Here is a 16,516-nt window from a genome sequence, read left to right as displayed (position 1 = left end):
GACTCGGAGGTGCCGCGCCTCCCGGGGAGGGCGGGAGCGGCGGATCGGATGCGGGGACGAGGACGGGCAGGGGGAACGGCCGCTCAGCGGTGCCGGGGGCGGCGCGCCGCCCAGACGAGGGCCGCGCCGAGCAGGAGCAGGCCGGCGGCGACCGGGGCGAGGGCCCGCGCGTGCGCTTCGGACTCCCTTCCGGTGCTGGCCAGTTCACGCGCTTCTTCGGCGTCTTCGGCGCCCTCGGCGCCCTCGGCTTCGTCCGGGCTGACGGTGGCGGGCGCCGTGGGGACCGGCGGGCGCGCCTCCTTGCCGGGCGGCGCGGACGGATCGGGCGGACGGGGTGTGTCGGGTGCGGTGGGGGTGTCAGATGCGGCGGGGGTGTCGGGCGCGGCGGGGGTGTCGGGCGCGGCGGGGCCCACGGTGAGGAGGTAGTCGCCGGACTCGCCGACCCAGTCGCCGTCCTCGCCCCGGCGCTGGACGACCGCCGCGTTGACGACGACCTCGTCGGGCGCCGTCTCCGCCTCGAACGTCAGGCGTACGGGGACGGTGAGGGTCCGTCCCGCCGGCACCGAGAAGCCGCCGAAGCCGCCGGGGCCGTCCGGGCCGGTGAACACGCCCACGTTCTCGGCGTCCTCGGTCGGCTCGAAGGCCACCGGGTGCCAGCGCGCCGACCCGGCGTCGTAGAACTCGAACCGGATCTGCTCCGGGCGCAGGGCCCGGTCGCGGTCGGTGAGGACGAGCACCGGGTGGACGCCCGAGCAGGGGGCGTCGGTGGTGTTGGTGAGGTCGAGCTTCAGCTCCTGGAAGGGGCCGCCCGCCGGAAAGCCGGCCGGCCCGCCGTGGATCCGGGTGTCCAGTGGGAAGCCGCCGCCGTCGGGGGTGCCGCAGGCGGGGGCGGGCGGGTCGGGGGCGGGGGCGGCGGGGGCCGGCGCCGCGATCACGAAGGGGGCCGCGGCGGCGGCGACCACGGTCACGGCGCGGACGGCGTGCAGACGCAGGGGGGCGGGTGCCATGGGCGTGCCTTCACTGCTCGCGAGCATGGGGACGGCGGCGACGCTGCCATGCGGGAGCGGGCGGGCGGGGCAGCGACACCGGGGGCGCCCCCGGTGGGCCCACGACTTCAACCCGATCGGCCTACTTTCCGATGATCGGAAGATCAGGCCTCCATGATCGGACTTCCGCCTGCTTCCCGAACACCGGCGCAAGCGTCAGCCACGCCGCACCCTCCGCCACGGCGTCCCGCCCGGTCGCGAGGCCCACCGGGGCCGTCAGGCCGAGGCCGGTCAGCACCCCCCGCACCCCCTCCGCGAACACCTCCGGCGCGGCGAGCACCACCCGGCCGCCCAGGAGGACCTGGTCGATGTCGAGGAGCCGGACGAGGTTGGCCGCGCCCGCGCCCAGGATCCGCGCGGCCTCGGGGAGTTCGCCGCGCGCGACGGCCGCCAGGCACAGGACCTCCAGGCAGCCGCGCCCGCCGCAGCCGCACGGCGGCCCGTCGAGCTGGACGGTCTGGTGGCCCAGCTCGCCCGCCCCGGTCCTGTCCCCGCGCAGCGGCGCGCCGCCGAGGACGAGGCCGGCACCGAGACCCGTACCGAGGTGGACGTAGGCGAAGGAGCCGGGGGCGGCGGGGCGCAGGGCGAGGCCGAGGGCGGCGGCGTTGGTGTCCTTGTCGAGGACGACGGGCAGCCCGAGGCGCGCCGCCAGCTCGTCCCGTACGGGATGACCGGCCCACTCGGGGAAGCCGGTCACCCGGCCGGGCACCCCGGCGCGATGGTCCAGGGGGCCGGGCATGGCGAGGCCGACGCCGAGGACGGGGCCGGCGGACGGAACCTCCCCGAGCAGCGCCCGTACCTCCTCCGTCACCGCGTCGAGGACCTGTCCCGCCCCCGCACCCAGGTCCACGGGGCGGCGGCGCAGGGTCACCACCGCGCCCGCGAGGTCGGTCAGGAGGGCCGTCAGCTCGTCGCGGTCGAGGTGGACGCCGACGGCGTACGCGGCGGAGGGCACCAGGCGCAGGACCGTACGGGGCTTGCCGCCGGTCGAGGCACGGTGGCCGGCCTCGGTGACGAGGCCCTCGGCCCGGAGCCGCGCGGTGATCTTGCTGACGGCCTGCGGGGTGAGCCCGGTCCGCTCGGCCAGCTCCAGGCGGCTGATCCCGGTCTCGCCCGCCGTGCGCAGCAGGTCGAGCACGAGCGCGGCGTTGTGGCTGCGCAGTGCCGGCACGTTCACTCCCACGGCTTCCCTCTTCACTCCCCCATTGTCGCTGTCGCTTGCACTTTGGCAACAGCGTTGCTTAAGTGGAATCCATGACTGGCACTGGCATGACCGACACTGACTCCGGCACGGGTGACACCGCCCCCCGCCCCCCGCTCCGCGTCGGACTCGTCGGCTACGGCCTCGCGGGCTCCGTCTTCCACGCCCCGCTGATCGCCGCCTCCGAGGACCTCGTCCTCGCCGCCGTCACCACCGGCAACCCCGAGCGGGCCGCCGAGGCCCGTGCCGCCCACCCCGGCGTCCGGGTCGTCGCCCGCCCCGAGGAGCTGTGGGAGCAGGGGGCCGACGACCTCGACCTGATCGTCGTCGCCTCCCCCAACAAGACGCACGTCGCCGTCGCCACCGCCGCCCTGGAGGCCGGCCTGCCGGTCGTCGTCGACAAGCCGCTCGCCGGGACGGCCGCCGAGGCCCGCGCGCTCGCCGCCCTCGCCGAGGAGCGCGGCCTGCTGCTCTCGGTCTTCCAGAACCGCCGCTGGGACGCCGACTTCCTCACCCTCCGCCGGCTCCTCGACGAGGACGCGCTCGGCGAGGTCCAGCGCTTCGAGTCCCGCTTCGAGCGGTGGCGCCCGCAGCCCAAGGGCGGCTGGCGCGAGTCCGGCGCACCCGAGGAGATCGGCGGGCTGCTCTACGACCTGGGCAGCCACGTCGTCGACCAGGCCCTCGTGCTCTTCGGCCCGGTCGTCTCGGTGTACGCCGAGTCGGACGTGCGCCGGCCGGGCGCCGAGGCCGACGACGACACGTTCCTCGCGCTCACCCACACGAACGGCGTCCGCTCCCACCTGTACGTGAGCGCCACCACCGCCCAGCTCGGCCCCCGCTTCCGGGTGCTCGGGCAGCGCGCGGGCTTCGTGAAGTACGGACTCGACCCCCAGGAGGCGGCCCTCCGCGAGGGACTGCGGCCGGAACCCGGCACCGCCTGGGGCACCGAGCCCGAGGAACTGTGGGGCCGGCTCGGCTCCGGGGAGTCGCCGCTGAGCGGCGGCGGCACGCCCGTCGAGTCGCTGCCGGGCGACTACCCGGCGTACTACGCGGCCGTCGCCGCCGCCGTGCGCGGCACCGGCGAGAACCCGGTCACCGCGCACGAGGCGGCCGCCGCCCTCGACGTCCTGGAGGCGGCGCGACGCTCGGCCCGCGAGGGAATCCTGGTGAAGCTGTGACCGAGATCGCCGAACTCGCGGCCCAGGAGGCCCGCCTGACGCTCCCCCGGTTCACGTACGAGGACGCGTGGACGCTCGGCACCCTCCTCACCGACCTGGCCCGGGAGCGGAAGGCCCCCGTCGCGATCGACATCCGGCGGGGCGCGCAGCAGCTGTTCCACTGCGCGCTGCCGGGGTCCAGCGCGGACAACGACGCCTGGATCGACCGCAAGCGGAGGGTCGTCGAGCGGTACGGCGAGAGCTCGTTCCTGGTCGGGGCCCGCTTCCGGGCCAAGGGGACGACCTTCGAGGCGTCCTCGCGCCTCGACCCCGACCGGTACGCCGCCCACGGCGGTTCGTTCCCGATCGGGGTCGAGGGCGCGGGCGTGATCGGATCGGTCACGGTCTCGGGGCTACCGCAGGCCGAGGATCACGCGCTGGTCGTCGAGGCGCTGGAGCGACTGCTCAGCTCGTACGCCTCCGCCGACGACTGACGAACACCAGGGCGGCACCACCGAGGGCGAGGCCGACCGCGGTGGCGCCCATGACGATCTCCCCGGTGCCGGCGCCGGTGCCGGGCAGCTCACCGTGGGGGCCGTCGGGCCCGTGGTTGCCGCCGGAGTCGCCGTGACCACCGGGGTCACCGCCACCGTCGGCCGATCCGCCACCGGTCCATCCGCCACCGTCCGACCCACCGCTCGACCAGCCACCGGTGGTGTGGTCGGTGGGCGTGGGGGTCGGGGTGGGGTGGGTCGGGGTGGGGGTCGGCGCGGTCGGAGTGGGAGTCGGCTCCGTCGACGTAGGAGTCGGCTCGGTCGGAGTCGGGGTCGGCTCCGACGGCGTAGGAGTCGGCTCCGTCGGCGTGGGAGTGGGATCGGTCGGCGTCGGCGTGGGATCGGTCGGAGTCGGGGTCGGCTCCGTCGGCGTGGGAGTGGGATCGGTCGGCGTCGGCGTGGGCTCCGTCGGCGTAGGAGTCGGCTCCGTAGCCGTGGGAGTCGGCGTCGGCGTAGGCGTCGCGTCCGTACACGACGGCAGGTCACCGTTGAACGGATAGGCGTGGATCTCCTGGCCGCCGCCCCCGTTGGCCTCCGAGGTGTGCGTCAGGTTGCCGGTGGTGAAGAAGCGGCCGTTCATGCCGGGCATCGTCACCGTCGTCGTACTGTCCTGGTTGCCGATGAGCACGCTGCCCGCGAACTGGGCCCCGCCCTCGAACTTGACCGTCGTGGCGTCGGGGAAGTTCCACAGGACCCGCTCGCGCAGACCGTCCGGCAGCTGGTTGATGTACGAGTCGACGGTGCGGTCGATGCCGAGGACGTTGACGAGGACCGTCGCGGAGGCGGGGATCTCGTCGAAGCGGATGCCCTGCTGACCGCCGTTGGCCGACTCCAGGTCGAAGTCGGCGTTGAAGACCTGGAGCGCCGAGGTGCCGTCGCCCGTGAAGAGGGTCTCGTAGTCCCTGTTGACGGCGGTGCCGGTGGGAGTGCGGGAGGCGCCGTTCACGTACGCGTAGCACTGGCTGGCGTCGGTGAGCTGGTCCCGGAGCGGCCGGTACGGGTGGGCGGCCGTGGCTTGGTGGACCGGGGTCGGGCTCACCGTGCCGGAGACGGTGGTCCCGTACTTCACGAGGCCGTGGACGGTGCCCTCCTCGGCGAGCAGGCGCTGCTGGTCGGCGACCGTGACGCTCTTGCCGACGGTGAGGAAGTCGGTGCCGTCGTCGGGCGGGACGCGCGAGCCGACGCCGGCGACGCCGACGTTGTAGACGGCGGAGACGCCCGCCTTCTTCTTCTGGTCGAAGGCGCCGAGGACGACGACCTTGCCCTCGGCCTCGGCCGCGGCCTCGCGGACGAGGAAGTCGCCGCCGACGAAGACGTTGATGTTGTCGTCGCGATGGACGACGGGGCCGCTGCCGTTGTCGTCGGGGTACTTCGGGGGACAGTTGCCCGGCTTGCAGGGGCCGAGGCCGCCGGGCAGCGGGTCGGCGTGGCCGGTGACGGCGAGCGCGCCGACGAGGGCGGTGGCCCCGACGGTGGAGGCGGCGATGAGGGCGAGACGGCGCCGGTCACGCCGGCGCTCGTACACGATGCGATCCATGTCGGAAAATATGCAAAATGGGTGCGAAAACGGCGACGCTCCACGCGGAGCGCCGCCGCTTTCACACCCGTACGGTCACGCGCATCGCGCGGCTTCAGGCGCCCTTGAGCTCCTGCCGCTGCCGGCCGAGGCCCTCGACCTCCAGCTCGACGACGTCACCGGGGCGCAGGTACGGCTTGGGCTCGGGCCGGCCCATGGCGACGCCGGCGGGCGTGCCGGTGTTGATGACGTCGCCCGGGTACAGGGTCATGAACCGGCTGACGTACCGGACGACCTCGGCGACGGGGAAGATCTGGTCCGAGGTGTGGCCGTCCTGCTTGAGCTCGCCGTTGACCCACAGTTTCAGGCCGAGGTCCTGCGGGTCCGGGACCTCGTCGGCGGTGACGAGCCAGGGGCCGAGCGGGTTGAAGGTCTCGCAGTTCTTGCCCTTGTCCCAGGTGCCGCCGCGCTCGATCTGGAACTCGCGCTCGGAGACGTCGTGCGCCACCGCGTATCCGGCGACGTGGGCGAGGGCCTCCTCGTCGGTCTCCAGGTAGCGGGCGGTGCGGCCGATGACGATCGCGAGCTCGACCTCCCAGTCGGTCTTCACGGAGCCGCGCGGTACGAGCACGGTGTCGTCCGGCCCGACGACGGTGTCGGCGGCTTTGAGGAAGACGACGGGCTCGGCGGGGGTGGCCTGGCCGGTCTCGGCGGCGTGGCCGTGGTAGTTCAGCCCGATGCACACGACCTTGCCGATGCGGCCGACCGGCGGGCCGACGCGCAGCCCGGTCGCGTCGAGCGCGGGCAGCACTCCGGCGGCCGCGGCGCCCCGGACGCGGTCGAGGGCGGAGGCGTCGGCGAGCAGACTGCCGTCGATGTCGTCGACGAGGGCGGACAGATCGCGGAGGGTTCCGTCCTGGTCGAGCAGGGCGGGACGCTCGGCTCCCGGTGGGCCGACACGCAGCAGCTTCATGGTCTTCTCCCTGTGGTCGAGGTGGGCCCGGACGGGCCCTGAGGGTGCCCCGGCCGATGGAGTGCGGCCATCGGAGGATTGGTCGATCCTCCAAGAGAACGGGTCAGTCTGCAAGACCCCGTTCACACACTGGACCCTTACGCGGGAGTAACCAGGGCGGCCTGCGGCATGTCCCGGTAGAGGAAGGCCCGCTCGACGGCGGTCCACGCGGTGCTCGTGACGATGTAGAGCGCGGCGGCGAGCGGCACGACCGCGACGGAGATCAGGGTCGCGAAGGAGAGCAGCGGCAGGTACCGGGCCATGCCCGCGGCCACGGCGGCACCCGGCTGGTCGGCGTCCACGGCGACCGGCGCCGGCTGCCGCCTGGCCCGGAGGTAGTTGTACGTGGCGACGGTGGCGACGATCGCGAAGAGCACGAGGTAGACGAGGCCGGCCGGACCGAAGACGCCGCCGTCGGCGAGGGCGTCGGCGTAGTGATCACCGAGCGGGGCGGCGAAGAGACTGTGCCCGGCCATCCGCCCGCTGGAGAACAGATGGAACATGAGGAAGAACGCGGGCGCCTGGAGCAGGCTCGGCAGGCAGCCGGCGAGCGGCGACACCTTCTCCTCGGCGTGCAGCTCCATGATCGCCTTCTGCATCCGCTCGGGGTTCTTGGCGTGCTTCTTCCTCAGCGCGGCGAGCTGCGGGGCGAGCCGGGTACGGGCCTTCTGGCCGCGGGCGGCGGCACGGGAGAGCGGGTGGATCGCGGCCCGTACGAGCATGGTGAAGAGGACGATCGCGGCGGCGGTGGCGGTGGTGGCGAAGAGCGGCTGAAGCAGGTCGGCGAGCCGCTCGACCAGGGATGCGAAGACGTTCAAGGGAGCCCTCCGAGGGGTCTCGTCGTGCCGGGAGCAGGGAAATTCGGCATGACGGATCCGCGAAGGTGCTTACTGCTTGAGGTGCTACGAGCTTCCTAAGCGGCCGTCGGGAGGGGACGGCCGGGAGCGCGGGGTCTGCGACGGCCTGCGGCGTCGGGGTCGCGCTGGGGCAGGAAGGCGGTGCGCCGCTCGCGGTCGCGTATGGCGGTGCGGACGGCGTGGGGCGGCACGGCAGGGGCCGTACGGGCGCCGAAGAGGGCGAGGACGAGGCCGGTCGCGGCGAGGGCGAAGGCGGCGGAGAGACCACCGCCGTCGGAGAGGAGCAGGTCGGCGAGGGCGAGCAGGAAGAACAGCGGCGCGACGACGCGCAGAACCAGATCCCTGGCGGACATCCCGACACCACCTCCTCTCGACCGGTCGACCGTCTCAGGGGCAAGACGCACGGGAGGACCGGAAAGTTCCCACGCCCTGCTCACTCATGAGTTCACGTACTCCAGGGGGACGAGGAGGCGGCGGGGCCGGAGGAGGGCGCGGCTGACGGGATCGGCGGGGTCCGGGTCGACGCCGGCGCCGGGCCGCATCTCGATGTCGGCGGGGGGCACGGGGACCCGGCAGGCCGGGCACTCGCCGTACGGTCCGAGCTCCGTGCCGCAGTCGACGTGGTGGAAGTGCCGCACGGGCACGGCGCCGGGCAGCTCCTCGCGCCCCCACCGCCCCAGCGAGCGCAGGACGGGCCAGAGGGCGAGGCCGCGCTCGGTGAGCACGTACTCGTCGCGCGGGGGCGACTCCTGGTAGCGCCGCCTGTCGAGGACGCCGGCGTCGACGAGGGCCTGGAGGCGGGCGGCGAGGACGGCGCGGGGGATGCCGAGGTGGACGAGGAAGTCGTTGTAGCGCCGGACGCCGTAGAAGACGTCGCGGACGACGAGCAGGGTCCAGCGTTCGCCGACGACCTCCAGGGCGCGGGCGATGGAGCACTGCTGCTGGGAGTAGTCCTTGCCGAGAGCCATGGAACCCATCGTACCCACCACAGGTTCATTCACCGAACCTAGCTGCTAACGTAAGGTTCATTCACCGAACCTAAGGGGTGGAGGTCCCTGCCATGCCCCCGCTAGTCACCACGGCCCACACCACGCCGGGCACCCTCACGACCCGCCCACGGGCCACCCTCGCCGTCACGGCGGCCGCCACGGCGATCGCGCTGATGAACTACACGGCCCCGATGCTGACCCTCCCGGACATGGCCGCCGCCTTCGGGACCCCGGCCTCGGCGCAGGCCTGGCTGCTCAACGGCACCCCGCTCGGCCTGGCCGTCCTCCTCCTGGTGGCGGGCAGCCTCGCGGACGCGCACGGAAGGCGCCGGATCTTCCTCCTGGGCACCCTCGCCCTGGGCCTGACGACAGCGCTCGGCGCCTTCGCCGACTCCACGCTCACCTTCACCCTGGCCCGGATCGCCCAGGGAGCGGCGAGCGCGGCCGTCCTGGCGGGCAGCCTGGGCCTCCTCGCACACGCGTACCCGGCGGGCCGGGACCGGATCAAGGCCACCGGGATCTGGGGCGCGTCCGTCAGCGCGGGCATCGCCCTCGGCCCACTCCTGGCGGGCGCGCTGAGCCTGGTCGACTGGCAGCTGGCGTACGAGACGCTGGGCGCGGCGGCGCTGGTGATCGCGGCGACGGGGACGAGGACGCTGGCGCGGGACGGGGCGCCGACGGCAAAGGGCCGCCCCGACATCGCCGGAGCCCTGACCCTCGGCCTGGCCCTGGCGGCACTGCTCACCGCACTCACCCTCGGCCGGGACGGCTGGCTGCGCCCCCCGGTGGGACTCCTGCTGCTGGCCTCCGCCGCTCTGACGGCACTGTTCGTGACGGTCGAGCACCGGAGCCGCACGCCCATGGTCGACCTGGCGCTGCTGCGACGGCCGGCGTTCCTGGCGTCGACGCTGGGGGCGCTGTTCACGGGCCTGGCGGTGATCGGCCTGTTCAGCGTGGTGCCGGCGCTGCTCCAGAACGGGGCGGGGATGTCACCGCTGGGCTCGGCATGCCTGTTCCTCCTCTGGTCGGGCACGGCGTTCGTGGCAGCACTGCAGGCCCGCCGACTGTCGGGCCGCCTCTCCGCGACGCACCAGCTGGCCGTGGGCTTCACACTCTCCGCGGCGGGGATCCTCGCCCTCCTGGGCGGCCTGGAAGGCCCCTGGCAGCACCTCCTCCCCGGCCTCCTGGTGGCGGGCGCGGGCAGCGGCCTCCTGAACGCGGCGCTGCCCCGCCTCGCGGTCGACTCGGTACCGCCGGAGCAGGCGGCGATGGGCTCGGGCGCCAACAACACCGCCCGCTACATCGGCTCCTCGGCCGGGGTGGCCCTGACCCTGGCCCTGGTGACGACGGGCCCGGACACGGCGCTCGTGGTGGCGGCGGCCCTGGCACTGACAGGCGCGGCGCTGACACTCGTCCTGGGGAGGGGGCGCCGGTGAGTTCACGGTCCCCGCGCGGGCGTGCCGGACGAAGGTGCCGCGGAAGGACGTCCGCTTCGACACGCGGGTTCGCACGGGCTCACGGGACGGGCTGGGCGAAACCGACCCCGTAGCGCCGTTCGAGCGCGCGGATGCGGGAAGGCAGCGTTCGCTGCAAGGCGGCGATCTCGTCGGCGTGAGCCGCCCGGAAGGCCGTTCGGCGACTGCTGAGCAGCGGCTCCCGTACGGCCTCCACCGGGGCCATGCACACGGAGTACGCAGCCCCGAGCCGCCGGTCGGCGCGGGCGGCCTCGCTCGCGTCCTCGATGCCCTGGACCGTGCGGTCGACCAGGGCGAAGAAGCCCTCCTGGTCGTCGACGTGGATGCCGTACCCGTCGAGACAGCCGGGGAGTCCCCGCAGGGCCTCGCGGGACCGGGGGTCGTCACGGACCGCGGAGACCTCGGGCCACCACTTCGACTGGAGCGGGCCGTAGACGTCCTTGAACTCCTTGGTGACGGCGCGGGCGTCCTGCTCACAGCGCCGTTGTGCCGCCGGGTCGTTCCGGCCGGCCGCCACCGGTGGTTCCGTCTGCGGCACCGGGACGCTCAGGGTGAGGCCGTGGCGCCCGATGAACTCCAGGTCGGGGAGGTCGGCCCAGCCGATGTACGCTGGCGGGGGGACGTCCGGGAGGTTCACCCCCTGCCGCTGGACGCACGCGCGGAGCCGCGCGTGGCCGAGCATCTGCGCGAAGCCGTCGAGCCCCCGGGTCAGCCGGGTGTCGGCACCGGACGCGGGCAGGACCATGGCCGTGATGTCCCGCGGCACTCCCTTCCGGACACCCGGGGGCCGCGCATCGTCCGACGGGAGGGAACGGGAAGGCGCGGAGGCCCCCGGCGCGGAGGCTCCGCAAGCCGTCGCCCCCGCCCACAGGACGACGCCGAGGACCGCGGCGACGACCCGCCTCTTCTGCAGCATGACACTCCACACCTTCGCGCTTGCTCCGGGGACCGTGGGGCCGCCCTGCGAGCGGCCCCACGGCACGTCCGACGACCGACGGGTCAGTGGGTGATCTGCACGCTGTCGCCGCCGTCCATGTAGCTGGCGACGCTGAACTGCGTACCGGCGGAGAGGTCGGTGACCAGCGTCATCGTCGAGTCGTTGATGCTGTGGTAGCCGTCCCACGCCTGGACGTACCCCTTGGAACCGGTGACCCAGGTCCCGTCGGCCTTCTTGTAGCGGCCGCCGTAGTAGTCGTACGTGCGGCTGCCGGCGTTGTACGAGTAGGTCAGATTGAGGTCGAGGCAGCCGCTGGAGGCCTTGGTGACGATCGTGCCCTGCTGCGCGTAGCCGCCGGTGGTGATGCTGGAGACGATGCACCCCTGGGCCGACGCCGAGGCGGCCGGCGCGAGGGCCACGGAGGTGGCGGCGAGACCTGCCAGAGCGAGGGCGCCCGAGGTCAGCGTGATCGTACGGATACGACGCATGTCGTCACTCCTTGAGATTCAACGGATGGATCCACGTCCGCCCGGCAGTGATCGGGACCTTGCCGGGCCGGATCGAATCCTTGCCGGAGGAATCAGGCATTCCGTCGTCTCGCCGCACACCCGGGACGCCCGGGACGCCCGGGACAGCCGAACAGGCGGTCGCTAGCCCCGTGTCGAGACGAGCTTCGCCCAGACGACGAGCCGGTAGGCGCTGCTGAACTCGGGGGTGCAGGTGGTGAGGGTGAGATAGGCGCCCGGTTCCGCGTACCCGTAAGAGGGCTTGACGAGGGACCGGGGCACGTCCCGGATGACCCCGACATCACGGGGAGAGGTGGCCGGCAGCACGAGATCGACGCGATAGACATAGGTACGCGCACGCGTGCGCACGAGAATCCGGTCCCCCTCCCCGAGCCGGTTGATGTACCGAAAGGGCTCGCCGTGGGTGTTCCGGTGCCCGGCGAGGGCGAAGTTCCCGACGCGCCCGGGACCGGCGGTGCCGGGGTAGTGCCCGACGTACCCCTTGTCGAGGACGGACCGCTTGGAGACGCCTTCGGCGACGGGGACGGTGAGCCCGAGCCGGGGGACCCGGAGGACGGCGAAGGCGGCGGAAGGAGAGGGCGCGGAGGACGCGGAGGCAGGGGGCGTGTCCTCGACCGGGGCCCCCACGGAAGGCTCTGCCGAGGACCCGGCAGAGGGCACCCCCTCCGCCTCACCCACATCGGCCGCCTCGTCCTCGATCCCGGAAACGGACCCGGGAACCGGAGAGATGTCCCACTCCCGCTCCAGGACGCGCACCTGGTCTAGGGCCTCGGCGCGGGCCTCCCGATTGGTCCACCAGAGTTGGTGGACGACGAGAAGCAGGATGAGAACCCCGCAGGTGACGGCGGTCTCGGCGGCCAGCCACAGCGCGCGTGCGCCCGTACGGGATCGTCCTCCCGTCTGGACGACGACCGGCACCCGCTCCCGCACCCTGGCCCGCACGCGGGGCACGATAAGCGCTGAGGCGCCAACTCTCCAGGCCCGTACAGCAGTACGGTGAAGGGCATGCGCCCTGACACGCCTGCCGCCCACACGACCGAAGCCGAGCGTCTGCTGCGCACGGCAGCGCAGTACCCGGGAGACCGGGAGCCCCTCTACCTCCAGGCCGCGGCCCACCGGGAACTGGCGGGAGACCGCGAGGGCGCGACGGCCTTGTACGACGAACTGCTCGCCGGGCAGCCGGCGAACCCGCACCTGATCAGGGCGCTGAAGGCGGCGAACCTGTGGGAGTACGGGCACGAGGCGGAGGCCCGGGCGATCATCGACGGCCTCAGGCGGACGAAGCCGACGGACGCGACGGCCTGGGAGATCACGGCGGAGACGCTGGAGGCACACGACGAACTGGAAGCGGCGGAGTCCACCCTCACAGAAGCGACAACGCTCCTGGCCACGCTTCCGCCGGAGGACCTCCCCCACCCCACCCGGTCCCTGATCACCACCCGCCACCGAATCCGCCGGATGCTGGCGCTCCCTCACGACGCCTGGGACGACAGGGCGGACCGCCTGCACACGGGCACGGTCGGGCTGGACGAACTGCACGACCCGAAGCGCCTGTGGTCGCTCGGCTCCTCGGACCCGACGGAGCTCCAGGCGGAGATCGCCCGCCTCCGCTCGGAACTGGGCACGTACCGCACGGCCCTCTCCCGCCCGTTCCCGGTCGCGGTCCTGCACTGGCCGGAACGGGAACTGGACGAGCTCCTGGCCGCGTACCCGGAACTGGAGGCGGAGTACCCCACGTACCGAGCCCACCTGACGGACATCGAGGCGTCCCTCCGAGAACTGGCCGCGGCCGGCACCCCGAACCTGGGCATCGTCCGGGCCACGGTCCCCTCCTACGAAGCCTTCGCCGCCTCAGAAGCCACCTCCCCGTCGAACGCGGACCTCCTCCCCCAGTACGCCACGACCCTGGCGGCCCGGGCCCGAGCGACGGCCTGGCCGCCGACGCGCTCGGCGGAGTGCTGGTGCGGGTCGGGGAGGACGTATGGGGAGTGCCACGGGGCGGAGTGACCAGCCCACCCACCACCGGTCTGGCGCATCTTCGAGAGTTTGTCGGTGACGCCTGGTACCAATGGTGCGGTTGATCACGGGAGGGGAAATCGATGAGCGAGCTGTCGGACTCCAGCGGGCCTGTCTCGGGTCTCTACGAGCAGTTGATAACTCTGCGGCTCGAAGCACAGCTCAAGGAGCTCGCAGATCGTGGTCGGCATGCGATCGACGACGTCGTCGGCCCCGAGTCCTCCCCGCGCGTCCTTGCGAAGCACGTGTCCGATACGGTGCGCCGCATCCTGGAGCGGCTTCCTGCATCCGAACACGTGCATGCGGCCAACCACATCCTCGAATCGATGAACACCATCGAGGGCGCCCGCGAATGGGTGGAGCTCGTTGCCGAGGGCCCCCGCCAGCTCCTTGCAGTCGCGGAGCAGGAAGCCGAAGGCGTCTATCGGATCCGGCCTGCCACCCCGCTGGCGGAGGCAGCCCTCCTCACCAATGCGCCGGAGGACCCCAACCTTGGATTCGAGCTGCGGGCAGAGCTGGCCACGGCCGACCGGGTGGACCTGCTCTGTGCCTTCGTGAAGTGGCACGGACTGCGGGTCATAGAGCAGTCGCTTGAAGCAGCTCATGCGCGGGGCGTCCCGATCCGGGTCATCACGACGACCTACATCGGGGCAACTGAGCGGCAGGCCCTCGACCGTCTCGTGCAGCGCTTCAACGCCGAGGTGAAGGTCAACTACGAGCTCCGCTCGACCCGCCTCCACGCCAAGGCCTGGCTGTTCCGTCGAGACAGCGGATACGACACGGCGTACGTCGGCAGCTCCAACCTGTCGAAGGCGGCGCTGCTCGACGGACTGGAGTGGAACGTTCGTCTGTCATCCGTGGCAACACCGGACGCGGTCCGCAAGTTCGAGGCGACCTTCGACGCCTACTGGAGTGACCCCGCCTTCGAGACGTACGACCCCGATCGCGACGCCGCGCGACTCAGCGAAGCACTCCGGGTAGCCGGCCACGGCAAGAGCACAGCAACGGACCAGCCGATCACGCTCTCGGGTCTGGAGGTACGGCCGTACCCACACCAGCGGGACATGTTGGAACGCCTCCAGGTGGAGCGCGAGGTCCACGACCGGCACCAGAACCTCCTCGTGGCGGCCACCGGCACGGGAAAGACCGTCATGGCCGCGCTCGACTACAAGCAGCTGCGGCAGCAGCACGGCCGCGACCTGCGTCTGCTGTTCGTCGCTCACCGGCAGGAGATCCTGCGCCAGTCGCTGCGCACGTACCAGGACGTGCTCGTGGACGCCAACTTCGGCGAAGAGTTGCACAGCGGGCTCGAACCTGCCCGTTGGCAGCACGTCTTCGCGAGCGTGCAGTCGCTGAAGCCGCAGAGGCTGGAGCAGCTGCCGCCCGACCACTTCGACGTCATCGTCATCGACGAGTTCCACCACGGGGTCTCCTCGACCTACCGAAAAATCATCGACCACTTCCGTCCCGTCGAGTTCCTGGGACTCACCGCGACTCCCGAGCGCATGGACGGCCGCAACGTCCAGGACGAGTTCTTCGACGGACGCATCGCTGCGGAGATGCGGCTGTGGGAGGCGCTGGAGAACGACCTCCTGAGCCCGTTCCATTACTTCGGCATCACCGACACCACGGACATGAGCGCCGTTGCATGGAAGCGCGGGGCCTACGACACGGCGGCACTCAGCGATCTGTTCACGGGCAATGACGCCCGAGCCCGACTCGTCGTGCAGGCTGTAAGGGACAAGGTCGCCAACCCGGGAGCAATGCGTGCCCTCGGCTTCTGCGTCTCCGTCGCCCACGCCACCTTCATGGCAGAGTTCTTCCGGCGCGCCGGCCTCAAGGCGGTCGCGCTGTCCGGTGAAACACCTCAAGAGGACCGCAAGTCCGCGCTGGCTGCCCTGCGCACCGGCGAGATCCAAGTGATCTTCTCGGTGGACCTCTTCAACGAAGGCTTGGACATCCCGGACGTCGACACCCTCCTCCTGCTGCGTCCGACCTCCAGCGCCACGGTCTTCCTCCAGCAGCTGGGCCGCGGGCTCCGACGCACGCAGAACAAGGCGGTCCTCACGGTCCTGGACTTCATCGGACAGCACCGCAAGGAGTTCCGCTTCGAAGAGCAGTTCCGCGCGCTGACGAACCTGACGCGGAACCGCCTCCTCGGCAACATCGAGCACGACTTCCCGCAGCTGCCGTCCGGCTGCCAGATCATCCTTGAGTCGAAGGCCAAGGAACTGATCATCGACAACATCCGCAGCCAGATCAGCGTCAACGTCACACAGCTGGCTCGCGAGGTAGGCCAGTACGGGGAGACTCGGCTCTCGGCATACCTGTTCGAGAGCGGACGCGAGCTCAAGGAAATCTACAGGGGCGGCAATTCCTGGACCGGCCTCCTGCGCCGTTCACACTTGCTCCCCAGCGTCGGCCCCGAAGGCGAAGAAACGCTCCTGAAGCGCGTATCCGCGTTCCTGCATGTCGACGACCCTCGGCGAGTCGCCGTCTACACGAAGCTCCTTGCGGACGAAGCCCCTTCCTACAGTGAACTCACCGAAATCGAGCGCGCATACGCCCGCATGTTCTACTTTTCGCTGTGGCCCTTGGGTGGCGGCTTCCCCGATTACCAGGAGGCGCTGGACTCGCTCCGCCCACAGCACGCCTTCCGCAATGAACTTCGCCAGGTCTTGGCCCACACCCTCGACCGGACCGATCACGTCCCGGTCCCGCTTCTCGGCCCCCTCGCCGACCTTCCCCTGACGGTCCACGCCTCCTACAGCCGGGAAGAAATCCTCCCTGCCCTGGGGCAGTCGGTCATCGGCGGCTTCATGCCGGGCCACTTCCGGGAAGGGGTCAAGTGGTGCGAAGAAATCCAGACGGACGCGCTACTGATCACGCTAGAGAAGGACGAGAAGGACTTCTCCCCGCAGACCCGCTACCGGGACTACGCACTGAACGACAGGCGCTTCCACTGGGAGTCCCAGAACCAGACGTCGGAGACGTCCCCCACAGGCGTCCGCTATCAAACCCACGGGGAGAACGGCTCTCACGTCCTCCTCTTCGTCCGCCGCTACAAGAAGACCGACATCGGCGGCCCTCAGCCTTGGATGCTCCTGGGACCGGCCGATTACGTCAAACACGAGGGCAGCAAGCCCATGGGGATCACCTGGGATCTGCGCCACGAAATCCCCGCCGACGTCTGGACTTACTCCGCCATCGCAGTCGGATAGCGCGGCAC

At 71.9% G+C, this 16,516-nt stretch carries 15 protein-coding genes; 5 read left to right on the top strand and 10 right to left on the bottom strand.

Features of this window, described 5'->3' with window-relative positions; translation table 11 throughout:
* Nucleotides 1-83 precede the first annotated feature (83 nt).
* Together ACFYX3_RS27190 and ACFYX3_RS27185 are read right to left on the bottom strand one after the other, a co-directional pair.
* On the bottom strand, nucleotides 84-1,007 hold the full coding sequence (locus ACFYX3_RS27190) for a hypothetical protein (RefSeq protein WP_389018380.1): 924 nt from the start codon (nucleotides 1,005-1,007) through the stop codon (nucleotides 84-86).
* A 121-nt stretch (nucleotides 1,008-1,128) separates the two neighbouring features.
* A complete protein-coding gene (locus tag ACFYX3_RS27185) occupies nucleotides 1,129-2,244 on the bottom strand; it encodes an ROK family protein (protein ID WP_389018377.1) in 1,116 nt (371 codons plus the stop codon).
* A 56-nt stretch (nucleotides 2,245-2,300) separates the two neighbouring features.
* On the opposite strand from ACFYX3_RS27185, the gene ACFYX3_RS27180 reads away from it, so the two are divergent.
* Both ACFYX3_RS27180 and ACFYX3_RS27175 read left to right on the top strand, forming a co-directional pair.
* Nucleotides 2,301-3,425, top strand: coding sequence for a Gfo/Idh/MocA family oxidoreductase (locus ACFYX3_RS27180; RefSeq protein ID WP_389018374.1), 1,125 nt, complete (start codon nucleotides 2,301-2,303; stop codon nucleotides 3,423-3,425).
* Entirely contained in the window at nucleotides 3,422-3,898 is a 477-nt protein-coding gene (locus tag ACFYX3_RS27175) for a heme-degrading domain-containing protein (protein ID WP_389018371.1), read from the top strand. The genes ACFYX3_RS27180 and ACFYX3_RS27175 overlap by 4 nt, the downstream gene beginning before the upstream one ends.
* Here the strand turns inward: ACFYX3_RS27175 and ACFYX3_RS27170 are convergent.
* The 5 genes from ACFYX3_RS27170 to ACFYX3_RS27150 form a co-directional block, all read right to left on the bottom strand.
* A complete protein-coding gene (locus ACFYX3_RS27170; protein ID WP_389018368.1) occupies nucleotides 3,870-5,495 on the bottom strand; it encodes a choice-of-anchor A family protein in 1,626 nt (541 codons plus the stop codon). The genes ACFYX3_RS27175 and ACFYX3_RS27170 overlap by 29 nt on opposite strands.
* Nucleotides 5,496-5,589: 94 nt before the next feature.
* Nucleotides 5,590-6,447: a fumarylacetoacetate hydrolase family protein gene (locus ACFYX3_RS27165; RefSeq protein ID WP_389018365.1), complete on the bottom strand. Its 858-nt coding sequence runs from the start codon at nucleotides 6,445-6,447 to the stop codon at nucleotides 5,590-5,592.
* Nucleotides 6,448-6,584: 137 nt separating this feature from the next.
* The gene (locus tag ACFYX3_RS27160; protein ID WP_382658819.1) at nucleotides 6,585-7,304 is read right to left on the bottom strand and encodes a YidC/Oxa1 family membrane protein insertase; all 720 of its coding nucleotides are present in this window, start codon (nucleotides 7,302-7,304) and stop codon (nucleotides 6,585-6,587) included.
* Nucleotides 7,305-7,399: 95 nt separating this feature from the next.
* Nucleotides 7,400-7,696 (bottom strand): DUF6412 domain-containing protein, encoded by a 297-nt coding sequence (locus tag ACFYX3_RS27155; protein ID WP_359510907.1) that lies wholly within the window; start codon nucleotides 7,694-7,696, stop codon nucleotides 7,400-7,402.
* An 84-nt stretch (nucleotides 7,697-7,780) separates the two neighbouring features.
* A complete protein-coding gene (locus ACFYX3_RS27150) occupies nucleotides 7,781-8,311 on the bottom strand; it encodes a winged helix-turn-helix transcriptional regulator (RefSeq protein ID WP_389018360.1) in 531 nt (176 codons plus the stop codon).
* A gap of 92 nt (nucleotides 8,312-8,403) precedes the next feature.
* Here ACFYX3_RS27150 and ACFYX3_RS27145 point away from each other — a divergent pair, with 92 nt between their 5' ends.
* A complete protein-coding gene (locus tag ACFYX3_RS27145) occupies nucleotides 8,404-9,768 on the top strand; it encodes an MFS transporter (protein WP_389018357.1) in 1,365 nt (454 codons plus the stop codon).
* A 79-nt stretch (nucleotides 9,769-9,847) separates the two neighbouring features.
* Here the strand turns inward: ACFYX3_RS27145 and ACFYX3_RS27140 are convergent, their stop codons facing one another.
* From ACFYX3_RS27140 to ACFYX3_RS27130, 3 genes are all read right to left on the bottom strand, one after another.
* The gene (locus tag ACFYX3_RS27140) at nucleotides 9,848-10,723 is read right to left on the bottom strand and encodes a hypothetical protein (RefSeq protein ID WP_389018354.1); all 876 of its coding nucleotides are present in this window, start codon (nucleotides 10,721-10,723) and stop codon (nucleotides 9,848-9,850) included.
* 83 nt (nucleotides 10,724-10,806) lie between these two features.
* Nucleotides 10,807-11,232: a hypothetical protein gene (locus ACFYX3_RS27135; protein WP_389018351.1), complete on the bottom strand. Its 426-nt coding sequence runs from the start codon at nucleotides 11,230-11,232 to the stop codon at nucleotides 10,807-10,809.
* A gap of 162 nt (nucleotides 11,233-11,394) precedes the next feature.
* A complete protein-coding gene (locus ACFYX3_RS27130; RefSeq protein WP_389018348.1) occupies nucleotides 11,395-12,213 on the bottom strand; it encodes a class E sortase in 819 nt (272 codons plus the stop codon).
* Nucleotides 12,214-12,276: 63 nt separating this feature from the next.
* Here ACFYX3_RS27130 and ACFYX3_RS27125 point away from each other — a divergent pair, with 63 nt between their 5' ends.
* Both ACFYX3_RS27125 and ACFYX3_RS27120 read left to right on the top strand, forming a co-directional pair.
* Nucleotides 12,277-13,278 carry an SEC-C metal-binding domain-containing protein gene (locus ACFYX3_RS27125; RefSeq protein WP_389018345.1) on the top strand — a complete coding sequence of 334 codons (1,002 nt, stop codon included), beginning with the start codon at nucleotides 12,277-12,279 and terminating at the stop codon, nucleotides 13,276-13,278.
* Nucleotides 13,279-13,370: 92 nt separating this feature from the next.
* Entirely contained in the window at nucleotides 13,371-16,508 is a 3,138-nt protein-coding gene (locus tag ACFYX3_RS27120) for a DUF3427 domain-containing protein (protein ID WP_389018342.1), read from the top strand.
* Nucleotides 16,509-16,516 lie beyond the last annotated feature (8 nt).

It is taken from the genome of Streptomyces sp. NPDC002463 (assembly GCF_042889835.1).
Lineage (GTDB): Bacteria > Actinomycetota > Actinomycetes > Streptomycetales > Streptomycetaceae > Streptomyces > Streptomyces nymphaeiformis.
This window is presented reverse-complemented; position numbering and strand designations above follow the sequence as displayed.

Excerpts from the sequence above, each read along its gene's own strand:
- ACFYX3_RS27190 (WP_389018380.1), bottom strand. The coding sequence starts at position 1,007 with ATGGCACCCGCCCCCCTGCGTCTGCACGCCGTCCGCGCCGTGACCGTG.
- ACFYX3_RS27180 (WP_389018374.1), top strand. The coding sequence starts at position 2,301 with ATGACTGGCACTGGCATGACCGACACTGACTCCGGCACGGGTGACACC.
- ACFYX3_RS27170 (WP_389018368.1), bottom strand. The coding sequence starts at position 5,495 with ATGGATCGCATCGTGTACGAGCGCCGGCGTGACCGGCGCCGTCTCGCC.
- ACFYX3_RS27165 (WP_389018365.1), bottom strand. The coding sequence starts at position 6,447 with ATGAAGCTGCTGCGTGTCGGCCCACCGGGAGCCGAGCGTCCCGCCCTG.
- ACFYX3_RS27155 (WP_359510907.1), bottom strand. The coding sequence starts at position 7,696 with ATGTCCGCCAGGGATCTGGTTCTGCGCGTCGTCGCGCCGCTGTTCTTC.
- ACFYX3_RS27150 (WP_389018360.1), bottom strand. The coding sequence starts at position 8,311 with ATGGCTCTCGGCAAGGACTACTCCCAGCAGCAGTGCTCCATCGCCCGC.
- ACFYX3_RS27145 (WP_389018357.1), top strand. The coding sequence starts at position 8,404 with ATGCCCCCGCTAGTCACCACGGCCCACACCACGCCGGGCACCCTCACG.
- ACFYX3_RS27140 (WP_389018354.1), bottom strand. The coding sequence starts at position 10,723 with ATGCTGCAGAAGAGGCGGGTCGTCGCCGCGGTCCTCGGCGTCGTCCTG.
- ACFYX3_RS27135 (WP_389018351.1), bottom strand. The coding sequence starts at position 11,232 with ATGCGTCGTATCCGTACGATCACGCTGACCTCGGGCGCCCTCGCTCTG.
- ACFYX3_RS27125 (WP_389018345.1), top strand. The coding sequence starts at position 12,277 with ATGCGCCCTGACACGCCTGCCGCCCACACGACCGAAGCCGAGCGTCTG.
- ACFYX3_RS27120 (WP_389018342.1), top strand. The coding sequence starts at position 13,371 with ATGAGCGAGCTGTCGGACTCCAGCGGGCCTGTCTCGGGTCTCTACGAG.